Source organism: Hydrogenophaga electricum, from assembly GCF_030160815.1.
Classification (GTDB): domain Bacteria; phylum Pseudomonadota; class Gammaproteobacteria; order Burkholderiales; family Burkholderiaceae_C; genus Hydrogenophaga; species Hydrogenophaga electricum.
The window spans coordinates 22956-46945 of the sequence record NZ_BSPB01000014.1; the positions used below are offsets into that span (position 1 = coordinate 22956).

Here is a 23990-nt window from a genome sequence, read left to right on the forward strand (position 1 = left end):
GCGGCGGAAGCCGCCGCAGTCACCCCGAAGCGGGGCAATCCAGACCGCTCAGTGCTGATAAGACTGGATCGAGCCCCACTGCGAGGGCGAAATGACCTGGGGATCCTCCCCGTCCAGCACCTCCTGGCCACCGCTGTCCATGCCATCGAGGGTGGACGCAAAGTCGCGCGGCCGGGCCTCCCCGTGTGCCTGCTGGGGTGACAGCGTTTCGTGGATGCGGTAGGCCACGTACCAGCTGGCGCGCAGTTTGGCCTCCCGGGTGTGCGCCCCGAGCCGGGGTGTCAGGTGAAGATTCGGAATGCCATACAGCGGCGTGCCCTCCGCCGCGAATTGGGGATTGGCCCCGTCGAGCAGGCAGGCGTCGATCCGCCCATCGGTCAACGCCGTCGCCAGCGCATCCGGATCGAACAGCGAACTGCGGCTGACACCGACCCACAGTTGCCCAGGGCGGCAGCGGCTGAGCAGGTGGTCGTTGAGCCAGCCTTTGAATCGCGAGGCATAGACCATCTGGAGCGACACCGCGTCGGCGCGTGCCAGCAGGTTCTGGATCGGCATCGGCTCGACGCCCAGTTTGCTCCAGATGGCAGCCGCATGGTGCACAGCGGGGTCGTATCCCACCAGCCGGACACCCAGCCCCCGGAGCATGGGCGCCAGCGTGTGCGCCACGGGCGCCAGCCCGACCAGGCCGACGGTGCTGCCCGCCAGTTCCCGCCCCATGCGAACCTGGGCCAGCTTGCGCCCCAGCAACGCACTGACCATGCCTCGCCGATACAGCATCAACAAGCCGTAAAGCAGGTACTCGGCATTGGAGCGCACCGTGGCACTGCGTGCCTGAACCACACGCACTCGCCGCCGCGCACAGGCGTCAAGATCGGTGTTGTCGCTCGACATCTGCATGCGGGCCACCACCTGCAGTTTGGGCGAAAAATCCAGAAACTCCTTGGAGACGATGACGTGCGGCGGCAGCACGATGGCCCGCGTCTTGTAAATGGCCTTGCGCAGGGCCACGGGGTCGTCCCCCAGTTCCGGGTGATAACTGACGTCGTAGCGCTCCTGCAGCCAGTTGAGCGCCTCCGGCACCAGCGGATCGATCAGCAGGATTTCCATGGCTGGGCTGCCCGATCGCTGGCGACAGGCTCAGCGGCGCTTAAGGATGGAGATGTGGTCAGCCCCGACAGTCTGCTGCTCGACCAGTTCGTTGCCAGTCTGCTTGGCGAAGGCCTGGAAATCCCGGACCGAACCGGCGTCGGTCGCAATGACGCGCAAGGTCTGGCCACTGGTCATCTCGGCCAGGGCTTTTTTGGCCTTGAGAATAGGCAGGGGGCAGTTCAGCCCGCGGGCGTCAAGTTCTTTGTCTGTGTGCATGGCAAGGTCCCAGGATGGGGCGGATTTTAAGATCAAGCGGCTGGCGGGTCCATGAAAACCGGCTCCAAACCACGCCCGCGCAGCCATTGCGCCAGCGCCAACCCGGTACCCGCACGCCAGCAGCGCACCTGCTCGGGGGCCAGCAGCTTGTATTCGGCCAGCTCGGGCGAGAGCTGGACCTGGCCCTGCGTCTGGGCGTGGTAAGTGATGATCACCTGGTTCATCCGCTGGAAATCGTGCACCCCGACCAGCGACAGCGACAGCGTCTCCAGCCCGGTTTCTTCACGGATTTCCCGCCGGATACCCTCCTCCGGCGATTCACCGGCCTCCATGAATCCGGTGATCAGCGCAAACATCCGGTGCTGCCAGGCCGCATTGCGGGCGAGCAGCACCTTCCCATCCAGCTCGACGATGGCGGCCAGCACAGGCGTCGGGTTGTTCCAGTGGGTGAACCCGCAGGCCGGACAACGCCAGCGCTCCTTCGCCCCCCCATCTTCCATCTGGGTGATGGGAGCGAGCGCGGTGGCACAAGCTGGGCAGAACCGGTAGGCAGCGGTGTCCATGGGGCGTACCGATCAAGCCGGAAAAACGCCGGTCGACAGGTACCGGTCACCCCGATCGCAGACCACAAACACGATGGTGGCGTTTTCCACACTGCGGGCGATCTGCTGAGCCACCCAGCAGGCCCCCGCCGCGGAAATACCGGCAAAAATGCCCTCCTCGCGCGCCAGGCGCCGGCACATGTCTTCGGCGTCGGACTGGCTCACGTAGACCAGCTCATCGACGCCCGAAGGGTCATAAATCTTGGGCAAATATTCCTGCGGCCATTTGCGTATGCCCGGAATGCGCGAACCCTCACTGGGCTGCGCCCCGATGACACGGATGCCTGGGTTCTTTTCTTTGAGGAAGCGCGAAACACCAGTGATGGTGCCCGTGGTCCCCATGGCACTCACGAAATGCGTGATGCGCCCGCCAGTCTGCTCCCAGAGTTCGGGACCAGTGGTTTCGTAATGGATGCGCGGATTGTCGGCGTTGGCAAACTGGTCCAACACCCGCCCCTTGCCCTCTTTCTCCATCTTGTCGGCCAAGTCGCGCGCGTACTCCATGCCGCCACTTTTGGGGGTCAGCACCAACTCGGCGCCAAAGGCTTTCATGGTCTGGGCCCGTTCGATGGAGAGGTCCTCCGGCATGATCAGCACCATGCGATAGCCCTTGATCGCAGCGGCCATCGCCAGCGCGATACCCGTGTTGCCCGAAGTGGCTTCGATCAGCGTGTCACCGGGCCGAATATCCCCCCGCTCCTCAGCCCGCTTGATCATCGACACCGCCGGCCGATCCTTGACCGAACCCGCGGGGTTGTTACCTTCAAGCTTGCCCAGCACCACGTTGCCCCGGCCCCGGTTGTCTTCTGCGCCGATCCGCTGCAATGCCACCAGGGGGGTGTTGCCGATCGCGTCTTCGATGGTCGCGTAGTTCATGGGCCTCACTGTGCCATAATTTGAAGCTTGGCATGACCGTGGCCCGGGTGGCGAAATCGGTAGACGCAAGGGATTCAAAATCCCTCGCCGCAAGGCGTGTCGGTTCGAGTCCGACCCCGGGCACCAGCTTTGGACATCGCCATGAGAGAACCCGCACAGGCTTGGCCTCTGCGGGTTTTTTTGTTGGTGGCGAGCACCGTGGGGGCTGAATACAACATGACCGGTGCAAATGCACGGCACGACACGCCGCGAGACACAAAGTCTGTCAATAATGATTCGCAAGTCGTTGATTTAAGATAAATTAGACGTTATGGCTTCTGTCGACACGCCCACCCAGGAACCGTCTTCCATGGCTCTGCCCGGCTTGGGACGTGCGCTGGTATCCGCCGGCATGCTGGGGCAACGGGCGGCGGAAGACCTCTATAAAAAAGCCCAGAGCAGCCGCACCAGCTTCATTGCCGAGCTCACCGGCTCCGGAGCGGTCTCCCCCTACGATCTGGCTCATACCATGTCGGTGGCGTTTGGCGCGCCGCTGCTCGACCTGGATGCCATCGACACCCAGCGTTTGCCCAAAGGCCTGCTGGACACCAAGATCTGCGCAGACTACCGCATCGTCGTTCTGAGCAAGCGCAACAACCGCCTGATGGTGGCCACGGCCGATCCCGCCGACCTCCAGGCTGCCGAGAAAATCAAGTTCGCCACCCAGATGGGGGTGGACTGGGTCATTGCCGAATTCGACAAGTTGAGCAAGCTGGTCGACGCTCAGGCGACCTCCGCCAACGACACGATGGACAACATCATCGGTGGCGAGTTCGAATTCGACGAAATGGCGGCAGAGGCGGCCATCTCGGACAGTGGCAACGACAAAGCAGCCTCCGAGGTTGACGATGCGCCGGTCGTCAAATTCCTGCACAAGATGCTGCTGGACGCGTTCAACATGCGCGCATCCGACCTGCACTTCGAACCCTACGAGCACAACTACCGGGTGCGCTTCCGCATCGATGGCGAGTTGCGGGAAATCGCCTCGCCACCTGTGGCCATCAAGGACAAGCTGGCTTCCCGCATCAAGGTCATCTCTCGGATGGACATCTCCGAGAAACGAGTACCGCAGGACGGCCGGATGAAGCTCAAGGTCGGACCCGACCGGGTGATCGACTTCCGGGTGAGTTCGCTGCCCACGCTGTTCGGCGAAAAGATCGTGATCCGGATTCTCGACCCGAGCAGCGCCAAGCTCGGCATTGACGCCCTCGGGTACGAACCCGAAGAAAAAGAGCGCCTGCTGGAAGCGATCGAGCGGCCTTATGGCATGGTCCTGGTCACCGGCCCGACAGGCTCGGGCAAAACGGTGTCGCTCTACACCTGCCTGAATCTGCTGAACAAGGCGGGCGTCAACATTTCCACGGCCGAAGACCCGTCGGAAATCAACCTTCCCGGCGTGAATCAGGTCAACGTCAACGAAAAGGCCGGGCTGACTTTCGCGGCGGCGCTCAAAGCGTTCCTGCGCCAGGATCCCGATGTGATCATGGTGGGTGAAATCCGTGATCTGGAAACCGCCGACATTGCTATCAAGGCTGCCCAGACGGGCCACATGGTGCTCTCGACGCTGCACACCAACGACGCCCCCACCACACTCACACGGATGATGAACATGGGCATCCCCACGTTCAACATCGCCTCCAGCGTGATTCTCATCACCGCCCAGCGCTTGGCACGGCGTCTGTGCCCTGTCTGCAAGGCCCCACTGGAAGCCCCGCGCAAAGCCCTGCTGGATGCGGGATTTCAGGCCGAGGAGCTTGACGGCACTTGGACGCCTTACCGGCCTGTCGGTTGTTCTGCATGCAACAATGGGTACAAGGGGCGGCTCGGCATTTACCAGGTGATGCCGATCTCGGAAGAGATCCAGCGGATCATCCTGCGCGGCGGCAGTGCCTTGGACATCGCCAAACAAGCCAGCCTGGAAGGCGTGCGCACGCTGCGCGAATCGGGCCTGCTCAAGGTCAAGCAAGGCATGACTTCCCTGGAGGAAGTCCTCAGCGTGACCAACGAATGACGGGGTAACCCGCAACCGGACACAGGGACAAGATGGCCACTGCAGCTACCAAAAGCGCCAAGGAATTCGTCTTCGAATGGGAAGGCAAGGACCGCAACGGCAAGACCGTGCGCGGAGAAACCCGCGCCGGCGGCGAGAACCAGGTGCTCGCCTCGCTGCGCCGTCAGGGCATTGTCCTCAACAAGATCAAAAAACGCCGGATGTCCTCCGGCAAGCGCATCAAGCCCAAGGACATTGCCATCTTCACCCGGCAACTGGCCACGATGATGAAGGCCGGCGTCCCACTGTTGCAGGCTTTCGATATCGTCGGCCGTGGCAACCCCAACCCCAATGTCACCCGGCTGCTGAACAACATTCGTTCTGACGTCGAGACGGGTACCTCGCTGAGTTCGGCCTTCCGCAAACACCCTCTGTACTTTGACAGCCTCTACTGCAACCTGGTTGAAGCCGGTGAAGCCGCCGGTATCCTGGAAGAGTTGCTGGACCGGCTGGCCACCTACATGGAGAAAACCGAGGCCATCAAGTCCAAGGTCCGCTCGGCTTTGATGTACCCGACCTCGGTGCTTATCGTCGCTTGCGTGGTGGTGACCATCATCATGATCTTCGTGATTCCCTCTTTCAAGGAGGTGTTCACGTCTTTCGGCGCCGACCTTCCAGCGCCCACCCTCTTCGTGATCGCGATGAGTGAGTTCTTTGTCGCGTATTGGTGGCTCATCTTTGGGCTCATCGGCGGCGGCGCTTACTTCTTCATGCAAGCTTGGCGGCGCAGTGAAAAAATCCAGATGTTCATGGATCGATTGCTGCTGCGTGTGCCCATCTTTGGTCCGCTGGTGGAAAAGGCCGTTGTCGCGCGCTGGACCCGCACGCTGTCCACCATGTTCGCCGCCGGCGTTCCGTTGGTGGAAGCTTTGGATTCCGTGGGGGGTGCCTCTGGCAATTCCGTCTACGCGCGCGCCACCGACAAGATCCAGCAGGAGGTGTCTACCGGCACCAGCCTGACCAATGCCATGACCAATGCCAACATCTTCCCGTCCATGGTGCTGCAAATGTGCGCCATTGGCGAGGAGTCCGGCTCGATCGACCACATGCTGGGCAAGGCGGCAGATTTTTACGAGGCCGAGGTCGACGACATGGTCGCTGGCCTGTCCAGCCTCATGGAGCCCATCATCATCGTGGTGCTCGGCGTGATCATCGGCGGCATCGTGGTGTCGATGTATCTACCCATCTTCAAGCTCGGCCAGGTCGTCTGATGCCCGATGACGTCTTGACCAGCACGCTGTTGCTGGGTTTGCTAGGGTTGCTCATCGGCAGCTTTCTCAATGTGGTGATCCACCGGCTGCCCTTGATGCTCGAGCGGCGCTGGGCTGCAGAATGCGCCGAGCTGCAAGGCGAGCAGCCCCCGGATCAGCCACCGCTGAGCCTGACCACCCCTCGTTCGCGCTGCCCCCATTGCGGCCACGCGATCCGTTGGTATGAAAACGTTCCCGTGATCAGCTATCTGGTGCTGCGCGGTCGCTGCTCGGAATGCCAGGCACGCATCAGTCCCCGTTACCCTCTGGTGGAGATCCTGACTGGCGGGCTGTTTGCCTGGTGTGGCTGGCAATGGGGCTTGACCGCAGCTGCCGCCGTATGGTGTGGCTTTGCCGCTGCCATCGTGACCCTGGCCTTCATCGATTGGGACACCACGCTGCTGCCCGACGACATCACCCTGCCCCTGCTCTGGGCGGGTCTGTGTGCCGCGGCCCTGGGGTTCTCCGGTACCGCACTGCCCGATGCCCTCTGGGGTGCGGTGGGTGGATACCTTTCGCTCTGGCTGGTGTACTGGGGCTTCAAGCTTCTGACCGGCAAGGAAGGCATGGGCTACGGCGACTTTAAGCTGTTTGCCGCCCTGGGGGCCTGGTTCGGGTGGCAAGCGCTGATTCCCATTATTTTGATGGCCTCCATCATTGGCGCCGTCATCGGCATCGGCATCAAGTTCGTTGGACAGTTGCGCGAGGGGGGCTACGTCCCCTTCGGGCCGTTTCTGGCTCTCGCCGGACTGACCGCCATGATCTTTGGTCCCATGGCCATCCTCCGTCTGTTCGGCCTCTGATGGCGCAGTGGCGGCTCGGGCTGACAGGGGGCATCGGTAGCGGCAAGAGCACGGTAGCCAGCGTGCTCCAGCAGCAAGGTGCCGTACTCATAGATGCCGATGCCATCTCGCGTGCCAGCACCCAATCGAACGGCAGCGCCATCGCCCCCATCCGACGCGAATTCGGTCCCAACTTCATCGATGCCTCCGGCGCGCTGGACCGCCAGCGCATGCGCGAACACGTCTTTCGGCATCCTGAAGCGCGCCAGCAGTTGGAAACCATTGTCCATCCACTCGTGGGCCAAGAGATCCAGCGCCAGCTCGAAGCGGCGAGGCCTGCCGCCTGCGTCGTGCTCGACATTCCACTGTTGGTCGAGTCACCACGCTGGCGCCCGCAACTGGATCGCGTCATCGTGGTGGATTGCTCCGAAGCCACCCAGCGAGCGCGGGTGCGCCAGCGCAATGCCTGGGATGACGACACCATCGAGGCGGTGATGCGCACACAAAGCCCTCGGCTTCAAAGGTTGGCGGCGGCCGACCTTGTCGTCCACAATGATGGACACGATTTGGTGCAACTGCGCGCGCTGGTCCTTCAGTTGGGGGCCCGGTTCGGGCTATGATGCCCGAGCCCCCACCCGATGGCCCGCCCCTCGTCCCATCCGCCGCCGTGATCCTGTACGAATACCCATTCAACGAACGCATTCGCACCTACCTGCGGCTCGAACAACTGTTCCGGCGCCTTGCCGAACTCATGGCTCGCGACCAGCCGCTGGACCACCACTTTGCCATCCAGACGATTTTCGAAATCATGGATGTCGCCTCACGCGTGGACATGAAGTCCGATGTGCTGAAGGATCTCGACAAGCAGAAGCAGATCCTCAACAGCTACCGCGGTAATCCAGCCATTTCTGAGCGAGCCCTTGATGGCGTCGTGGCCCAGTTGGATGCCTGTTTCGAAGGGCTGAATGCCTCGAACGGCAAGGCTGGACAGTCACTCACCGAAAACGACTGGCTCATGGGGATCCGCAGCCGCATCGGCATTCCGGGTGGTACTTGCGAATTCGACCTTCCCGCTTACTTTCACTGGCAACACCTCGACACCAATCATCGACAGGCCGACCTGCAAAGCTGGGCGCAAACGCTGGCACCGCTGGCAGAGTCCATCGTGCTGCTGTTGAAAATGCTGCGCGACTCGGGCGCTGCACAGCGTGTGGTGGCTCCAGGCGGGCAGTTCCAGCAAAACCTGCCCCAGGGACGCACCTTTCAACTGCTGCGGTTGCGACTCGATCCTTCGGCGGGGTTGATTCCCGAGATCAGCGGCAACCGCCTGCTGGTGTCGGTGCGGCTGATGCGCACCGGTGAAGACCTGCGCCTGCACCCTGCAGGCGAAGACGCGACCTTTGAACTGACGCTCTGCGCATGAGTGAAAGCCTTTCCAACGAGACGACCAAGATCGTCGCCTGCCCTGCGTGCAGCGGCGACAGCCACTACGCGGCGAGCAACCCCTACCGTCCCTTCTGCAGCGCCCGCTGCAAACAGATCGATCTGGGGGCGTGGGCAAGCGAACAGTTCAGGGTGCAGGCCGAGCCGCCGGCAGATCCCGATACCGCCCCTTGGCCCACGCCCGCGCACTGAGCTGAGGCACCCGACCCTCGGTGCCTGCCTCAATCGCGCGCGGCAGCCTCTTCGGTCAACCACGCCAGTACCGGGATCGCGCCAGGCAGCACCGGCTCACACCCCACGGGCAGGTGCTCCCAGATGTGCTGCTGGCCTTCCCGCATTTGCAGCTCGCCGACCCAGTCGAATACCTTGCAGAAATGCAGACGCACCAGCGCATGCGGATAATCCACCAGCGTGTCGCGCCAGGGGTGCGCCGGCCCAATGCTGATCCCAAGCTCTTCCTGCAGTTCGCGTCGAAGCGCCTGCTCCACCGTCTCCCCGGCTTCGAGTTTGCCGCCCGGAAACTCCCAGTACCCTGCATAGACTTTGCCAGGTGGCCGTGAGGTCAGCAGAAATCGGCCATCGCGCCCGACCAGCACACCCACAGCCACTTCCGTCACCGGACGAACCGGTTGCCCTTGGGCCGCGCCACCGCCATCGACCACGAGTGTTTCTGAGGTCATGCGCGCCACCCGTCAGCCTTGCACACCGTGCGAACCCGCGTAGTCCCGCGCAAACTGATAGGCCACCCGTCCACTGCGTGAACCCCGCTCCAGCGCCCACACCAGTGCCTGCGGCCGGGCGGTTTCGATATCCTCAGGCGACACGCCGAACGATGCCAACCACTGACCGACGATCGCCAGGTATTCGTCCTGGCTGAAGGGGTAGAAACTCACCCACAGCCCGAAACGCTCCGACAGGGAAATTTTTTCCTCCACCACTTCGCCCGGATGAACTTCTCCATCCGCCGTGTGCGTGTAGCTGAGGTTTTCCTTCATGTATTCGGGCAACAGGTGCCGACGGTTGCTCGTGGCGTAGATGAGCACGTTCTGGCTGGCGGCCGACACCGATCCGTCCAGGATGGACTTGAGCGCCTTGTACCCCGCTTCGCCATCTTCGAAACTCAGGTCATCGCAGAACACGACAAACCGCTCCGGCCGCCCCGCGACCACGTCGACGATGTCGGGCAGGTCCACCAGATCGGCCTTGTCCACTTCGATCAGGCGCAAGCCGTGCGGCGCGTATTCATTCAGGCAAGCCTTGACCAACGACGATTTGCCGGTGCCACGCGCCCCTGTGAGAAGCACGTTGTTGGCAGGCAGGCCTTGAACGAATTGCTGGGTGTTGCGCTGGATTTTGGCCTTCTGGCCGTCGATTTCCTGCAGGTCGACCAAGCGCATCTGCGCCACATGGCGCACCGGCTCCAGCCAGCCATGTCCCCCCGCGCGCTTGCGATAACGAAACGCAACCGATGCATTCCAGTCGGGGGCACCCATCGGGCGGGGCAACACAGCCTCGATGCGGCCGATCAGTTGTTCGGCCCGCTCGATCAGACGTTCGAATTTTTCGTTCATGGATTTTCTGCCAGATCACCCCGCAGGTCTGCAGCCTGCGCGGGCGGCACCAAAGACACGCCGCAGTCGGCGAGAGATTTCACGAGCGGTAGTCGGCGTTGATCGACACGTAATCGTGGCTGAAGTCGCAGGTCCAGACGGTTTCGGTCGCCTCACCACGACCCAACCCGATGCGCACCAGAATCTCAGCGGCTTTCATCACACGCTGGCCGTCCGCCTCCTGATACGCTGGATGGCGCCCGCCCTGGTGCACCACGTGCACATCCCCCAGATGCAGATCGATGCCAGCGACGTCGAGATCGTCGATACCCGCGTAGCCCACCGCAGCCAGAATGCGGCCCAGATTGGGATCGCTGGCGAAGAAGGCGGTCTTGACCAGCGGCGAGTGCGCCACGGCATACGCAGCCTTCAGACATTCCTGCGCATCGCGCCCACCCTCCACCTGCACGGTGATGAACTTGGTGGCCCCTTCGCCATCGCGCACGATGGCATGGGCCAAGAAACGCGCCACGGGCTGGAGGGCCGCCAGCAAGGCCTGCCCTTGCGGGCTGTCCAGATCCGTCACCGCTGCATGGCCAGCCTTGCCGGTGGCCACGACCACGAAGGAATCGTTGGTGGAGGTGTCCCCATCCACAGTGACGCGGTTGAACGAAGCGTCGGCGAGTCGGCGCGCCAGATCGCTCATCACCCCCGGCGCCACCACCGCATCGGTCGCCAGAAAGCCCAGCATGGTGGCCATGTTGGGCCTGATCATCCCTGCCCCTTTGGCAATACCGCTGGCCGTGATGGTCTGTCCGTCAACCGTGGTCTGGGAACTCATGGCTTTGGGCACGGTGTCCGTGGTCATGATGCCTTCGGCCGCTTTGAGCCACTGCGCCCCCGAAGCGCCATCCGCGCCCCCCGCATCGGCCAGGGCAGCAGGCAGGCCCGCCAGCAAGCGGTCCACCGGCAGGGGTTCCATGATCACACCGGTGGAAAACGGCAGCACTTGTTCATGCTGCACACCCAGCGCCAATGCCAGCGCACTCGCTGTCTGGCGGGCATGGTGCAGACCGGGCTCGCCCGTGCCCGCATTCGCATTGCCGGTATTGATGACCATGGCGCGCACGCCGGCCTGGCTCGACAAATGCTCGCGGCAGACCTGCACGGGCGCGGCGGCATAGCGGTTGCGCGTAAAAACGGCCCCCACGCACGCCCCCTCGTCCAGCAGAAACACCGTCAGGTCTTTTCGGTGGGCTTTGCGGATGCCCGCTTCCGCCACACCGATACGCACGCCCGCAACGGGCAACAGATCCTGGGCGAGCGGCGCGTTGTAGTTCACGGCCATGGCAACAATCTCCGATCAAAGAAACTCGTCGTACACCCTGCGGGAACCACCCGGGCCCCGTTCGGTAACCGATCATGCCCCCGTGCCCCGCACGGGATGCGCTGTCAGCTCAATGCACCGTGGCAGTGCTTGTACTTCTTGCCGCTGCCACAAGGGCAAGGGTCGTTGCGGCCTACGCGCGGCACCGCCGAGGCCACCGTGGCCTCATCCACCTGCGACTCGGCCTCACCCGTCTCGGTCGGGGCGGTGTAGGTCACGTTGGCAATGCTTTCGGCACGCTGTTCCATCTGCTGTGCCGCTTCGCTCACCTGTTCAGGCGTCTGCACACGCACATTCAGCAGGACACGGCTCACGTCATTGCGAACGCTGTCGAGCAATTGACCGAACAGCGCAAAGGCCTCGCGCTTGTATTCCTGCTTGGGCTGCTTCTGGGCGTAGCCACGCAGGTGGATGCCCTGCCGGAGGTAATCGAGAGCCGCGATGTGGTCCCGCCACTGGCTGTCCAGTGTCTGCAAAAGCACCATGCGCTCGAACTGGGTGAAGTTCTCTTCACCCACCAGGGCGACCTTGGCATCAAATGCCTCCTTGGCCACCGCCTGCACACGGATAACGATATCGTCGGCATCGATCGCCTCCGCTTCTGCCACCCAGTTCGCGACCCGGGCCTCCAGCGCCCATTCCTCACGCAGGACGCGTTCGAGAGCGGGCAGATCCCATTGCTCTTCCACACTGCCCTCGGGCACATACTGGCTTACCACGTCGGCCATACAGCCGTCGCGCAAGCCATCGATCTGGGCACGCAGGCTGGCGGCATCCAGAATGTCGTTGCGCTGCTGGTAAATCACCTTGCGCTGGTCGTTGGCCACGTCGTCGTACTCCAGCAGCTGCTTGCGCACGTCGAAGTTGCGCGCCTCCACCTTGCGCTGTGCGCCCTCGATGCTTCGAGTGACGATACCGGCCTCGATGGCCTCGCCCTCCGGCATCTTGAGCCGGTCCATGATGGCGCGGACCTTGTCACCCGCAAAGATCCGCATCAGCGGATCGTCCAGACTCAGATAGAAACGCGACGAACCGGGGTCGCCCTGGCGCCCGGACCGGCCGCGCAACTGGTTGTCGATACGACGGCTTTCGTGACGCTCGGTCGCGATGATGCGCAAACCACCCAGTGCCTTGACCTTGTCATGATCCTGCTGCCACTGCTGACGCAGCGTCTCCATGCGCGTGGCCTTGGTCGCCTCATCAAGTGACGCATCCGCCTCGACAGCGGCCAGCATTTTTTCCAGATTGCCACCTAGCACGATGTCGGTGCCACGACCAGCCATGTTGGTCGCAATGGTGATGGCACCGGGCCGTCCCGCCTGCACGATGATGTCGGCTTCGCGTGCGTGCTGTTTGGCATTGAGCACTTCGTGTGGCAGCTTGGCCGCCACCAGCAACTGCGCAATGATTTCGGAGTTCTCGATCGACGAAGTCCCCACCAGCACGGGCTGACCGCGCTCATGGCATTCACGGATATCGGCGATGGCCGCTTCGTATTTCTCCTTGGTGGTCTTGTAGACGCGATCGAGCTGGTCATCGCGCTGACTCGGCCGGTTGGGCGGAATCACCACCGTTTCCAGGCCATAGATTTCCTGGAATTCATACGCCTCGGTATCGGCCGTACCGGTCATGCCGGAAAGCTTCGTGTAAAGGCGGAAGTAGTTCTGGAATGTGATCGATGCCAGCGTCTGGTTCTCGGGCTGGATCGCCACGCCTTCCTTGGCCTCCACCGCCTGGTGCAGACCATCGCTCCAGCGGCGGCCCGCCATGAGGCGGCCAGTGAACTCGTCGACGATGACGATCTCGCCGTTCTGGTTCACGTAATGCTGGTCGCGGTGGTAGATGTGATGGGCCTTGAGCGATGTCACCAGATGGTGCAGCAGCGCAATGTTGGCCGGGTCGTACAGCGATGCCCCTTCGGGCAACAGGCCCGCCTGCGCCAGCAGGCGCTCGGCATTTTCATGTCCCTGTTCGGTCAGGTGGATCTGGTGCGATTTTTCGTCGACCGTGAAATCGCCGGGCTTGATCACGCCCTCACCCGTTCGCGGGTCGGCTTCGCCTTCCTGGCGCACCAGATGGGGCACCAGCTTGTTGATGGTCACATAAACGGGCGTCTGGTCTTCGGCCTGGCCGCTGATGATCAGGGGCGTGCGAGCTTCATCGATGAGGATCGAGTCCACCTCGTCGACGATGGCGTAGTGCAGCGGGCGCTGCACCCGGTCACCCGACTCGTAGACCATGTTGTCCCGCAGGTAATCGAAGCCGTACTCATTGTTCGTCCCATACGTGATGTCCGCCCGGTAGGCTGCCTGCTTGTCTTCACGAGGCATCTGGGGCAGGTTGACCCCGACCGACAAGCCCAGAAAGTTGTACAGGCGCCCCATCCATTGGGCATCGCGCGTGGCCAGGTAATCGTTCACCGTCACCACGTGCACGCCCTTGCCTGCCAGGGCATTCAGGTACACCGGCAGCGTCGCCGTCAGGGTCTTGCCTTCCCCGGTGCGCATTTCAGCGACCTTGCCCGAGTGCAGGGCAATGCCTCCGATGAGCTGCACGTCGAAGTGCCGCATCTTCATCACGCGCTTGCTGGCCTCACGCACCACCGCAAAGGCTTCCGGCAACAGGGCATCCAGAGTCTCGCCAGCGGCCACACGCTGGCGGAGCGTACCTGTCTGTGCCTGCAGTTCGGCATCGCTGAGCTTTTCGAACTTCGGCTCCAGTGCGTTGATGCGCTCAACAGTCTTGCGGTAGGTCTTGATCAGGCGGTCGTTGCGGCTACCGAAGATCTTGGTGAGGAAGTTTGTGGCCATAGTGCGGGCCCGCAGGCGCACCGAATGCGCGCTGCCAGGGCAAGAAAGATCGGAAGTCCCGAAAAGGGCTGTCGGAAAGCCAGAAACGACTCAGATGCCCGCCGACGCAAGATATTCAAGAGCAAACAGGCATTTTAGCTGCCGCTCCTGCTGCTCGCCCACGAGGTCAACGCCGGACCACCGACGCCTTGCTGGACACTTCGGCTGCCGCCATGTTTTCCCCCGCATCCAGAAAACGGCGCGGATCCTGCGGAACCCCCGAAACCCACACCTCAAAATGGAGGTGCGGGCCGGTGGAACGGCCCGTGGACCCCACGTCCGCAATTCGCTGCCCCCTCTTGACCAGATCACCTTTTTTGACGTGTACCTTCGAGGTGTGGGCATAGCGGGTAATCAGGTTGTTGCCATGGTCGATCTCCACCATGTTCCCGTAAGCCGGGTGGTACTCCTGCACCACCACCACGCCGCCGGCAGCGGCCAAGATCGGCGTCCCGACGTCCGAGGGGAAATCAAGGCCGGTGTGCAGCGCCGAACGCCCCGTGAAGGGGTCGATCCTGAATCCGAACGGAGAACCGACACGCCCCCCCGTCACGGGTTCCTGTGTGGGCACCAGACTGCGCTGGATCTTCTGGTCAAACAGCCGCGACTCCACCGCTGTCAGCCAGTCAATACGCGAGCCGCTCGACACATCCAGTTGATCCATCGCCTGTCCGAGTTCGTCCACGGTCAACGCCCGCTCGCCGATCAGCATGCCGCCAGCTCCGGGCAAGGTCTTGAAGTCCGCCGGATTCAAGCCTGCCAAACCGGCCACTCGTTCCCCCAGCGACTCAATCTGCATCATGCGCGCCTGCATTTCACCCAGCCGGCGCGCCATCACGTCCAGGTTTTCTCGCATATACAGCGACCGGGCATCGAGCTCCCCCTGCGTCACGATACGCGCCACCGAAGCAAAACCCGGCCAGCCTTTGCGCACCCCTTCCAGAAAAACCCAGTGGTATGCCGCGACCGCTCCGAGCATCAACATCAGAGAGCCCAACGCTGCAGCACCCAGCAATTTCCACCCATTGAGATGCAGAGCCCGGCTCTGAGCCAACCAGGCGTCCGTGATAATGATGTGCACGCTTGAACCTTTCCCAACGACCGCACTTGCTGCCCATGAACGCAACACCTCGTCGCAGCGGCATGGTGAGCCTCGAAGAAGCCGTCACCCACGCTCCGACCCTGGCCAGCCTCCAGCAACGAATCCAGGAATCCAGCCGCCACTTGACCATGATCCAGCAGCTGATTCCCGCACCCTTGCGGCGCCATGTCAAAGCGGGCCCCCTGCAAGACGACGACTGGTGTCTGTTGGTCGGCAATGCCACCGCCGCATCCAAACTGAGACAGCTTGTCCCTGCCATCCAGCAGGAACTGAACCAAAAGGGGGCAAAGATTACCTCGATCCGCATCAAAATCCAAGCGGCATCGCGGTGAGTGAGGGACCCGCGGAACGGGAAATTGACTCCCGCCGCATCTCAACGGTCGGTGGGCAGACCGTGGTGCCGCTTGTCTGACTCGAACAGACGACCTATCGCTTACAAGGCGAGTGCTCTACCAACTGAGCTAAAGCGGCCACAACCCCGTTTCCGAGGTTGAGAATTCTACTTGACGCGCTTGAGGTGCGATCGCCCGCCACCACCCGAAGTCGGGCCATCCGGTGGTGGCTCACCAGCCTCATCCGACACCGCCCCCTCATCACTGGGAACCGCACGCAAGGGGGCGCGCTCCGCATCGGCCGCCGCTGCGGGCAGGACCTCGGAGACAGCCGGCGGAGGAAAGGCCATGCCTTGCCCGTTCTCACGGGCGTAGATGGCGATCACATGGCCCACGGGAATGATGATCTCGCGGGCAACCCCTCCGAATCGCGCCTTGAACTCGATGTAATCGTTGCCCAGACGCAAGCCGTTGGTGGCGTCAAAACTCACGTTCAAAACGATCTCGCCGTTTTTCACGTATTCCTGCGGAACCTGCACCGACGCATCGACCTGTACAGCGATGTACGGAGAAAACCCGTGATCGGTGCACCACTCGTGCAGCGCACGCAGCAGATAGGGACGCGTAGAAGGGAGTTCCTGTTGACTCAGACTCATGGAATCCATCAGATGGGCACCCAGATTGGCCGGGTGCCACAACCTTGTTACTTGCGCATGACCTTTTCCGAGGGCGTGAGCGCCTCGATGTAAGCCGGACGGGAAAAAATGCGCTCCGCGTACTTCAGCAACGGCGCCGCATTCTTGCTCAACTCGATGCCATAGAAATCGAGGCGCCACAGCAACGGCGCAATGGCCACGTCCAGCATCGAGAAGTTGTCACCCAGCATGTACTTGTTCTTCAGGAACACCGGTGCCAGTTGGGTCAGACGGTCACGGATATGCGCTCGCGCTTTTTCCAGCGCCTTGTCATTGCCCTTCGCTGCACGCGATTCCAGCACGGACACATGGGTGAACAGCTCTTTCTCGAAGTTCAGCAGAAAGAGGCGCACGCGCGCACGGTCCACCGGGTCGCCCGGCATCAGCTGAGGATGCGGAAAGCGCTCATCGATGTACTCGTTGATGATGTTCGATTCGTACAGGATGAGATCACGTTCGACCAGAATCGGCACCTGCCCGTAAGGATTCATCACGCTGATGTCTTCGGGCTTGTTGTACAGATCCACATCGCGGATCTCGAAATCCATGCCCTTCTCGAACAGCACGAAGCGGCAACGGTGGGAGTAAGGGCAGGTGGTGCCCGAGTACAAGACCATCATGTGAGAGACTCCTTAATGCAAAAAACAGTGGAGGACCTGGAGAGCATTTGCTCGACACGGCCCTGCCACTGTGGGCAGCCAACCCCGACGCCTTGACGGCGGCAGGCCGGCTCCAGAGGAAAAATTACTTGACGTCTTTCCAGAACGCTGCGTTCAAGCGCCAAGCCACAAGGGCAAAGGCCGCCAGGAAGATCATGACCCAGACGCCAATGCGCACACGGCTGTTCTGGGCCGGCTCCCCCATCCACTGCAGGTACGCCACCAGATCACCTACGTTCTGATCGAACTCGGCCTGCGTCATCTTGCCAGGCTTTACATCTTGCCAGCCCTTGAGAACGTCGACCTCATGACCATGGCTCCCCACTTTTTCCAGAACCGGGGCGCGCTCGCCCTGCAGCTCCCAAAGTGGGTTGGGCATGCCGATGCTGGGGAACACCATGTTGTTCCAGCCGGTCGCCTTGGTGTCATCGCGGTAGTAAGTCCGCAGCAAGGTGTAAATGTAGTCGGCACCGGTGTAGCCCGGGCCCGAACGCGACCGTGCGATCACCGTCAGGTCGGGCGGGTTGGCGCCGAACCACTCCTTGGCCTGCTTGGGATCAATAGCCGCCTTCATCGTCTCACCGATCTTGTCGGTAGTGAAGGTCAGGTTTTCAGCAATCTGCTTGTCATCCAGCCCAATATCGCGCAAGCGGTTGAAGCGCATGAACGCCGCAGAATGGCAGCTCAGGCAGTAATTGACAAAGATCTTGGCGCCGTTTTGCAGCGCCGCCATGTCGTTGGTTCGGTTGGGAGCCTTGTCGATCGGGAAGCCACCACCCGCAGCCTGCGCGGCACCGGCAAGACCCAAGGTGAGCACAAAGCCCAGAAGCATCTTTTTCATGGGGATATTTCTCCGCTGGGACTTTTGACTCAATGGGCCGTGAAGTTCACGCGCGCGGGCACGGGCTTGAATTCACCCAGACGCGACCACCAGGGCATCAGCAGGAAGAAGCCGAAATAGAACAGCGTACCCACCTGGGACACACGCTCACCGATAGGCGACGGCGGCAAAATACCCAGGTAGCCGAGGATCAGGAAATTGATCACGAAGACGGCGTAGAGCCATTTGTTCCAGCTCGGACGGTAGCGGATCGACTTGACCGGGCTGTGGTCCAGCCAAGGGAGGAAGAAGAGGATGATGACCGCACCACCCATGGCCACCACACCCCAGAACTTGGCATCGATCGCCCACATCAGGGCAATCAGCACCAGCGCAGCGCCGACAACCACGCCCTTGGCCAAACCGCCGAGCTTGGTCTTGACGACGCCCAGAACGGCGCCAGCCAACACACAAGCCATGAGGGCGTACATCATTTCGGTCGTTATCGCACGCAGCATGGAGTAGAACGGTGTGAAGTACCAGACCGGTGCAATATGCGGCGGGGTCTTCAGCGGATCGGCCGGGATGAAGTTGTTGTACTCCAAGAAGTAGCCGCCAAACTCAGGCGCGAAGAACACGATGGCCGAGAACACCATCAGGAACACAGCCACACCAAACACATCGTGCACGGTGTAGTAGGGATGGAACGGCACGCCATCGGCCGGTGCATCCTTGGACCAGCGGTTGCCCTTCGGACCGGCCTTGATTTCCACACCATCCGGATTGTTGGAACCCACATCGTGCAGCGCCAGCAAGTGCGCCACCACCAGACCCAGCAAAACCAGGGGCACAGCAATCACGTGGAAGCTGAAGAAGCGGTTGAGCGTGGCATCGCCCACCACGAAGTCGCCACGGATCAGGATGGCCAGATCAGGGCCGACAAAGGGGATGGCGGAAAACAGGTTCACGATCACCTGCGCGCCCCAGTAGGACATCTGGCCCCAGGGAAGCAGATAACCCATGAAGGCCTCGGCCATCAGTGCCAGGAAGATGGCACAACCGAAAACCCAGACCAACTCACGCGGCTTGCGGTAGGAGCCGTAGATCAGGCCACGGTACATGTGCAGATACACCACCACAAAGAAGGCCGATGCCCCGGTGGAGTGCATGTAGCGAATCAGCCAGCCCCAGGGCACATCGCGCATGATGTACTCGACAGAGGCAAACGCTAGGTTGGCGTCGGGCTTGTAGTGCATCACCAGAAAAATGCCGGTGACGATCTGGATCACGAGCACCAGCAACGCCAGCGAACCGAAGATGTACCAGAAGTTGAAGTTCTTCGGAGCGTAGTACTCCGACATGTGAACGCGGTAAGCCGAGAAAGCGGTAGGAAACCGGTTCTCGAACCAGTTCACGACCTTCTGGCCAGCGGGAGCATCGGGGGGGAGTTCTTTGAATTCAGCCATGTCAGCCTCTGTTGGTCGGTGCGCCAGGGCCTGTCAGGCCTTCTTGTCTTCGCCGATGAGCAGCACCGTGTCCGACACGTAGTAGTGCGGCGGCACTTCCAGATTGTCCGGAGCCGGCTTGTTCTTGAACACCCGGCCCGCCAGGTCGAAAGTGGAACCGTGGCAAGGGCAGAGGAAACCGCCCTTCCAGTCTTCGGGCAACGAAGGCTGCGTACCAACGGCGAACTTGTCGATAGGCGAACACCCCAGGTGCGAACAGATGCCCACGCCCACAAACACCTCGGGCTTGATGGAGCGGTGGCGGTTCTTGGCGTACTCCGGCGTGGGATACGCCTTGCGATCGGAATTCGGGTCGGCCAGTTGCGCCTCGTCCTCTTCCAACGACTTGAGCTGCTCGGCCGTGCGCTTCATGATCCACACTGGCTTGCCTCGCCACTCCACAACGATTTTCTCGCCAGGCTGGACGGCCGAAATATCGACCTCGACCGCAGCGCCAGCGGCCTTGGCCCGCTCCGACGGCTGGAAGGTGCTCACGAAAGGCACGGCAACGGCTGCGGCTCCCACGCCACCCATGGCGCAGGAAGTGATCAGCCAGGTTCGGCGACTGCTGTCCACAGTCGCATCGACGGTTGCTTCACTCATGGGGAACTTTCAATGACGTTTCGAAACGGGGCAATACCAAGGTCAACATTGCATTGTACCGAAGCCCAAAACCGCCTCCCGAACCTTTCGGGACACAGCACCAGCCAGGGTCAGCCCCTTGCCTTCGGCAAAAGAGCCCCTCCGTTAATACCAAGGTGCTCTGTGAGAAAATGAAAACAAGAGGGCTGCACGGTGCAGCCCTCGCCGCGGAGCGCGATGATGAGCATAGCGAGTGAATTCAAAGAATTCGCCCTGAAGGGCAATGTGATGGACTTGGCAGTTGGCGTCATCATTGGGGGGGCGTTTGGCAAGATCGTCAGCTCTCTGGTGGATGACGTGATCATGCCGGTGGTCAGCAAGATTTTTGGCGGGCTGGATTTTTCCAGCTACTACGTCCCTCTGGCGGGACAGGCTGCGGGCTTGCCTTTGGCCAAGGCCAAGGAAGCTGGCGCAGTGCTCGCCTACGGCAACTTCATCACCATCGCACTCAACTTCATCATCCTGGCGTTTGTCATCTTCGTGATGGTCAAGCAGGTCAACCGCCTCAAGCGCGAGACCCCTCCGCCGCCGCCAGCAGGCCCGACGGAGGAGGTGCAGTTGCTGCGAGACATCCGCGATAGCCTGCGCAAATAAACCCCTCGGACATCCATGGCCGCTGCCGGAGTCGGCAGCTTTTTTTGCGACTGCCTCAGAGCTCGCCAGGCCCAGGCGACCGGGCAGCGGTCTGCCAGGCTTCGTCAAGCGCAGCCAAAAGGCTCGCCGCACTGGCTTGACCTGTCCCTGCCAGATCGAAGGCCGTACCGTGATCAGGGCTGGTGCGAATCAGAGGCAGGCCCAACGTGGTGTTGACGCCGTGCTCCAACCCCATCAGCTTGACCGGAATGAGCCCTTGGTCGTGGTACATCGCCACCACGGCATCGAACGCCCCTTGCCGGGCCCGCATGAACACCGTATCAGGTGCATACGGACCTGACACGTTCCAGCCGCGATCCCTGCCAGCCGCGATTGCTGGCGCAATCACTTCCAGTTCCTCTCGTCCGAACAGCCCCCCCTCTCCGGCGTGGGGGTTCAGTCCAGCCACCGCAATGCGTGCCTGCGGCAGACCATGGCGCGCAAAATAGTCGGCCGTAATGCGCAACGTCTCCAACACCTGATCGAACGTCACCGCCGCTATGGCCTCCCGCAACGCCACATGGATGCTCACCAGCACGGTACGCAGTCCTGGTGCGCTGAGCATCATGCGAACCGGCATCTGTTCCAGCGGGACTCCCGCGTAAGCCGCCGACAGCGCCTGCAGCATTTCCGTGTGCCCGGGATAAGGCACACCCGCCGCATGCAACGCCTCTTTGTGGATGGGCGCGGTCACCAAAGCCCTCGCTCGCCCGGCCAGCACCTCCGTTGCCCCCCAGGCGATGCAATCCGCCGCAGCCCGCCCCGCAGAGGCAGAAATACACCCCCACGACACAGGCTCATGCAAAGTACATGTCTGCACCACCACCGGAGCCCCCACCGGCACATGCACCCACGCATTCAGATCGGACACCTCCACCCATTCCGGCTCAGCCCCCAGCAAGGCCTGCGCCCGCTTCAGAGAGGGCACATCGCCCGCCACCAGGACACGCTGGCACCATTCCGGCCGTTGCATCAAGGCCTTGGCAATGATTTCCGGCCCCACACCGGCCGGATCGCCCATGGTGAGGACGATGGGGCGGGAAGGGCGTTCGGACTGCATGCGCAACCCCTTCAGGCAGGATTGGGAATATCGATGAACACATGCTCCATGCCGAGCTCCCCGGCCACATGCGCGCCCACCGCCGGCGCCCCATAGCGCTCCGAAGCGTGATGGCCGCAGGCGACGTAGGCCACGCCGCTTTCGCGAGCGTAGTGGGCTTGTGGCTCGGATATTTCGCCCGTGATGAACAGGTCTGCGCCGGCCGCAATCGCCGCCTCGAAGTAGCCTTGCGCACCGCCGGTGCAGAGCGCCACCCGCTCCACCGGCCGGCTGGCCTCATTGGCCACCAAAGTCACCGCACGTCCCAAAGAGCCTTCGATCCGATCCGCCAAGGCCTGCGCGGTGACGGGAGCGGTGCACCCCAACCAGCCCAGCGCCTGGTCCCCGAAGCAGCCCTCCAAGCCACCGAACCGCTCCAGACCCAACCGGGCGGCCAGTTGGGCATTGTTTCCGAGCGTGGGGTGGGCATCCAGCGGAAGGTGATAGGCGAACAAACTGATGTCGTGCGCCAATAGACGGGACAGGCGTTGTTTCATCCACCCGACGACCCGGCCATCTTGCCCCCGCCAGAAAAGGCCATGGTGCACCAGAATGGCGTCGGCCCCTTCGGCGATAGCGGCATCGATCAGTGCCAGACTGGCCGTCACACCAGACACCAGCTTCCTGATCCGAGCCCGGCCCTCGACCTGGAGGCCGTTGGGACCGTAGTCGCGAAACTGGGCTGGCTGCAGCAGCGTATCGAGGGTTTGCAACAAAAGCGTGCGATCAGCGGGTGCTTGCATGCCCGCATTCTGACAGCGTGCGGGACGCACTCGCCCGCGTCGGAACCTTACCCCTCGCTGCGCGGCGCCTCATTCACCTTGCGCAGAAAAAATCGGATGAACCAGATTGCCATACCGATCATGAAAATGATGCCGGCAATGCTGAAGAGGCCGTAGTCGGTCGAGAACAGATCCACCAATGCTTTCATCGTCTTCTCTCCTTAGAGATACTGAGGGGAGCACCATTGCAAGCCATGCCCTGTTCAGGTGCGTTGATCTGCATCAATTCGCATGAACCCGTGAAACAGAATGCAGATGCAGGACAATGCGCATCACGTTTGCGTCTCTTCGCCAACAGAACTTTGCTGCGCTTCTCATGAAACGACTCTGGCTGGTCTTCGCCCAATCCGTCACCGTGCTGCTGGCAGCTTATTTTGTGGTCGCCACCTTGCGGCCCGAATGGCTCAACCGCAAGCCCTCTCTGCCCATGATCGTGCCGGTTCTGGAGTCTTCGACCCCTCCGGGAGATGGCGCCCAGGCCACGACGGCGGGATTCCGCTCGGCAGCCCAGGCCGCTTCGCCCGCCGTGGTCAGCATAAACACCAGCAAAGCCACGGAAACCAATCCTCAGACCTCTGACCCCTGGTTTCGTTTCTTTTTTGGCGACCAGGGCCAATCCCAGCGGCAAAGCGGCCTCGGTTCAGGCGTCATCGTCAGTCCCGCCGGCTACATCCTCACCAATAACCATGTGATCGAGGAAGCCGACCAGATCGAGGTTCTGCTCAATGACGGCCGACGCAGTCCCGCCCAGGTCATCGGTACCGACCCGGACACCGACTTGGCCGTGCTCAAGGTCGACCTTCAGTCGCTGCCCGTTATCACGCTGGGTGATTCGGACGCACTGGCCATCGGCGATGCTGTCCTGGCTATCGGCAACCCCTTTGGTGTGGGGCAGACCGTCACCAGCGGCATCGTCAGCGCCCTGGGACGCACGCAACTGGGCATCAACACCTTTGAGAACTTCATCCAGACCGATGCGGCCATCAACCCCGGCAACTCCGGTGGCGCACTGGTAGACACCAACGGCCACCTGATGGGCATCAATACGGCCATTTACTCCCGCTCAGGTGGATCAATGGGCATTGGGTTTGCCATCCCCACCTCCACCGCCCGCAGCGTCATGGAGGCCATCGTGCGGGACGGCCAGGTCACCCGGGGATGGATCGGCGTGGAACCCCAGGACCTCACCCCCGAACTTGCTGAGAACTTCGGTGTGCCGCCGGGTACCGGCGTCATCATCACGGGCGTGCTCCAGAACGGCCCTGCCGCACAGGCCGGACTCCGCCCGGGAGACGTCATCACCCAGGTGGCAGGCAAGTCGGTCAACAACGTCGCCCAACTGCTGTCGGCGGTCGCCGCCCTTCCGCCGGGTCAGCCGGCATCTCTGGAAGTGGTCCGCAAAGAAGGCGCGCAGCACCTGCAAGTGGTCCCGGGTAGGCGCAATCTGCCCCGGCAAACCAACGGCCAGCGCTGAAGCTTTGGGGAGGAGCGGTGTTGTGGCTCTTGCCACCGCACCGCCTGCGACGCC

The 23990-nt window shown here is 62.1% G+C and carries 26 protein-coding genes and 2 tRNA genes; 10 read left to right on the forward strand and 18 right to left on the reverse strand.

What is annotated here, in order from left to right:
• Positions 1 to 48: 48 nt before the first annotated feature.
• From QQK43_RS10530 to cysM, 4 genes are read right to left on the reverse strand one after another with little or no spacing between them, the layout of a single operon-like run.
• The gene (locus tag QQK43_RS10530) at positions 49 to 1107 is read right to left on the reverse strand and encodes an NAD(P)-dependent oxidoreductase (protein WP_284307722.1); all 1059 of its coding nucleotides are present in this window, start codon (positions 1105 to 1107) and stop codon (positions 49 to 51) included.
• Between the two features lie 30 nt (positions 1108 to 1137).
• The gene (locus tag QQK43_RS10535) at positions 1138 to 1365 is read right to left on the reverse strand and encodes a sulfurtransferase TusA family protein (RefSeq protein WP_234266164.1); all 228 of its coding nucleotides are present in this window, start codon (positions 1363 to 1365) and stop codon (positions 1138 to 1140) included.
• Positions 1366 to 1397: 32 nt separating this feature from the next.
• Positions 1398 to 1928 carry an NUDIX hydrolase gene (locus tag QQK43_RS10540; protein WP_234266165.1) on the reverse strand — a complete coding sequence of 177 codons (531 nt, stop codon included), beginning with the start codon at positions 1926 to 1928 and terminating at the stop codon, positions 1398 to 1400.
• A gap of 12 nt (positions 1929 to 1940) precedes the next feature.
• Positions 1941 to 2843: a cysteine synthase CysM gene (gene cysM, locus QQK43_RS10545; protein ID WP_284307723.1), complete on the reverse strand. Its 903-nt coding sequence runs from the start codon at positions 2841 to 2843 to the stop codon at positions 1941 to 1943.
• A 41-nt stretch (positions 2844 to 2884) separates the two neighbouring features.
• Here cysM and QQK43_RS10550 point away from each other — a divergent pair.
• The 7 genes from QQK43_RS10550 to QQK43_RS10580 all read left to right on the forward strand — a co-directional run bounded on the left by QQK43_RS10550 (position 2885) and on the right by QQK43_RS10580 (position 8599).
• A tRNA-Leu gene (locus QQK43_RS10550) sits at positions 2885 to 2969 on the forward strand.
• A 184-nt stretch (positions 2970 to 3153) separates the two neighbouring features.
• The gene (gene pilB / locus QQK43_RS10555) at positions 3154 to 4893 is read left to right on the forward strand and encodes a type IV-A pilus assembly ATPase PilB (RefSeq protein ID WP_234266167.1); all 1740 of its coding nucleotides are present in this window, start codon (positions 3154 to 3156) and stop codon (positions 4891 to 4893) included.
• 32 nt (positions 4894 to 4925) lie between these two features.
• Positions 4926 to 6143: a type II secretion system F family protein gene (locus QQK43_RS10560; protein WP_284307724.1), complete on the forward strand. Its 1218-nt coding sequence runs from the start codon at positions 4926 to 4928 to the stop codon at positions 6141 to 6143.
• Positions 6143 to 6985, forward strand: coding sequence for a prepilin peptidase (locus QQK43_RS10565; protein ID WP_284307725.1), 843 nt, complete (start codon positions 6143 to 6145; stop codon positions 6983 to 6985). The genes QQK43_RS10560 and QQK43_RS10565 overlap by 1 nt, the downstream gene beginning before the upstream one ends.
• Positions 6985 to 7584 (forward strand): dephospho-CoA kinase, encoded by a 600-nt coding sequence (gene coaE, locus QQK43_RS10570; RefSeq protein WP_284307726.1) that lies wholly within the window; start codon positions 6985 to 6987, stop codon positions 7582 to 7584. The genes QQK43_RS10565 and coaE overlap by 1 nt, the downstream gene beginning before the upstream one ends.
• A gap of 47 nt (positions 7585 to 7631) precedes the next feature.
• The gene (zapD, locus tag QQK43_RS10575) at positions 7632 to 8387 is read left to right on the forward strand and encodes a cell division protein ZapD (protein ID WP_284307727.1); all 756 of its coding nucleotides are present in this window, start codon (positions 7632 to 7634) and stop codon (positions 8385 to 8387) included.
• Entirely contained in the window at positions 8384 to 8599 is a 216-nt protein-coding gene (locus QQK43_RS10580; RefSeq protein WP_284307728.1) for a DNA gyrase inhibitor YacG, read from the forward strand. Before zapD ends, QQK43_RS10580 begins: the two co-directional genes overlap by 4 nt.
• 29 nt (positions 8600 to 8628) lie before the next feature.
• Here QQK43_RS10580 and QQK43_RS10585 read toward each other — a convergent pair whose 3' ends face one another.
• The 5 genes from QQK43_RS10585 to QQK43_RS10605 all read right to left on the reverse strand — a co-directional run bounded on the left by QQK43_RS10585 (position 8629) and on the right by QQK43_RS10605 (position 15274).
• On the reverse strand, positions 8629 to 9087 hold the full coding sequence (locus tag QQK43_RS10585) for an NUDIX domain-containing protein (RefSeq protein ID WP_284307729.1): 459 nt from the start codon (positions 9085 to 9087) through the stop codon (positions 8629 to 8631).
• Positions 9088 to 9099: 12 nt separating this feature from the next.
• Positions 9100 to 9978 (reverse strand): ATP-binding protein, encoded by an 879-nt coding sequence (locus QQK43_RS10590; protein WP_234266173.1) that lies wholly within the window; start codon positions 9976 to 9978, stop codon positions 9100 to 9102.
• A gap of 79 nt (positions 9979 to 10057) precedes the next feature.
• The gene (gene argJ, locus QQK43_RS10595) at positions 10058 to 11305 is read right to left on the reverse strand and encodes a bifunctional glutamate N-acetyltransferase/amino-acid acetyltransferase ArgJ (RefSeq protein WP_284307730.1); all 1248 of its coding nucleotides are present in this window, start codon (positions 11303 to 11305) and stop codon (positions 10058 to 10060) included.
• A 104-nt stretch (positions 11306 to 11409) separates the two neighbouring features.
• Positions 11410 to 14154, reverse strand: a complete 2745-nt coding sequence (gene secA / locus QQK43_RS10600; protein WP_284307731.1) for a preprotein translocase subunit SecA — start codon at positions 14152 to 14154, stop codon at positions 11410 to 11412.
• 166 nt (positions 14155 to 14320) lie between these two features.
• Positions 14321 to 15274: a M23 family metallopeptidase gene (locus QQK43_RS10605; RefSeq protein WP_234266176.1), complete on the reverse strand. Its 954-nt coding sequence runs from the start codon at positions 15272 to 15274 to the stop codon at positions 14321 to 14323.
• 2 nt (positions 15275 to 15276) lie between these two features.
• Between QQK43_RS10605 and QQK43_RS10610 the strand changes: the two genes are divergently transcribed.
• Complete coding sequence (locus tag QQK43_RS10610) at positions 15277 to 15627, forward strand: DciA family protein (protein ID WP_284307732.1); 351 nt, start codon at positions 15277 to 15279, stop codon at positions 15625 to 15627.
• A 63-nt stretch (positions 15628 to 15690) separates the two neighbouring features.
• Here the strand turns inward: QQK43_RS10610 and QQK43_RS10615 are convergent.
• The 6 genes from QQK43_RS10615 to petA all read right to left on the reverse strand — a co-directional run bounded on the left by QQK43_RS10615 (position 15691) and on the right by petA (position 19909).
• Positions 15691 to 15766 (reverse strand) — tRNA-Thr (locus QQK43_RS10615).
• Between the two features lie 28 nt (positions 15767 to 15794).
• A complete protein-coding gene (locus QQK43_RS10620) occupies positions 15795 to 16283 on the reverse strand; it encodes a ClpXP protease specificity-enhancing factor (RefSeq protein WP_284307733.1) in 489 nt (162 codons plus the stop codon).
• 47 nt (positions 16284 to 16330) lie between these two features.
• Positions 16331 to 16942 (reverse strand): glutathione S-transferase N-terminal domain-containing protein, encoded by a 612-nt coding sequence (locus QQK43_RS10625; protein ID WP_234266179.1) that lies wholly within the window; start codon positions 16940 to 16942, stop codon positions 16331 to 16333.
• Positions 16943 to 17066: 124 nt separating this feature from the next.
• Positions 17067 to 17822 carry a cytochrome c1 gene (locus QQK43_RS10630; protein ID WP_284307734.1) on the reverse strand — a complete coding sequence of 252 codons (756 nt, stop codon included), beginning with the start codon at positions 17820 to 17822 and terminating at the stop codon, positions 17067 to 17069.
• A gap of 29 nt (positions 17823 to 17851) precedes the next feature.
• Positions 17852 to 19267: a cytochrome b N-terminal domain-containing protein gene (locus QQK43_RS10635; RefSeq protein ID WP_234266181.1), complete on the reverse strand. Its 1416-nt coding sequence runs from the start codon at positions 19265 to 19267 to the stop codon at positions 17852 to 17854.
• A 33-nt stretch (positions 19268 to 19300) separates the two neighbouring features.
• Complete coding sequence (gene petA, locus QQK43_RS10640; RefSeq protein ID WP_284307735.1) at positions 19301 to 19909, reverse strand: ubiquinol-cytochrome c reductase iron-sulfur subunit; 609 nt, start codon at positions 19907 to 19909, stop codon at positions 19301 to 19303.
• Positions 19910 to 20128: 219 nt separating this feature from the next.
• On the opposite strand from petA, the gene mscL reads away from it, so the two are divergent.
• Positions 20129 to 20542: a large conductance mechanosensitive channel protein MscL gene (gene mscL / locus QQK43_RS10645; protein ID WP_234266257.1), complete on the forward strand. Its 414-nt coding sequence runs from the start codon at positions 20129 to 20131 to the stop codon at positions 20540 to 20542.
• Positions 20543 to 20597: 55 nt separating this feature from the next.
• Here the strand turns inward: mscL and pdxA are convergent, their stop codons facing one another.
• The 3 genes from pdxA to QQK43_RS10660 are packed head-to-tail and all read right to left on the reverse strand — an operon-like array spanning position 20598 to position 22611.
• The gene (pdxA, locus tag QQK43_RS10650) at positions 20598 to 21641 is read right to left on the reverse strand and encodes a 4-hydroxythreonine-4-phosphate dehydrogenase PdxA (protein WP_284307736.1); all 1044 of its coding nucleotides are present in this window, start codon (positions 21639 to 21641) and stop codon (positions 20598 to 20600) included.
• Between the two features lie 11 nt (positions 21642 to 21652).
• Complete coding sequence (locus tag QQK43_RS10655; protein WP_234266184.1) at positions 21653 to 22423, reverse strand: Nif3-like dinuclear metal center hexameric protein; 771 nt, start codon at positions 22421 to 22423, stop codon at positions 21653 to 21655.
• 47 nt (positions 22424 to 22470) lie between these two features.
• The gene (locus tag QQK43_RS10660; protein ID WP_234266185.1) at positions 22471 to 22611 is read right to left on the reverse strand and encodes a DUF3149 domain-containing protein; all 141 of its coding nucleotides are present in this window, start codon (positions 22609 to 22611) and stop codon (positions 22471 to 22473) included.
• A 167-nt stretch (positions 22612 to 22778) separates the two neighbouring features.
• Here QQK43_RS10660 and QQK43_RS10665 point away from each other — a divergent pair, with 167 nt between their 5' ends.
• Positions 22779 to 23936 carry a Do family serine endopeptidase gene (locus QQK43_RS10665; protein ID WP_284307778.1) on the forward strand — a complete coding sequence of 386 codons (1158 nt, stop codon included), beginning with the start codon at positions 22779 to 22781 and terminating at the stop codon, positions 23934 to 23936.
• Positions 23937 to 23990 lie beyond the last annotated feature (54 nt).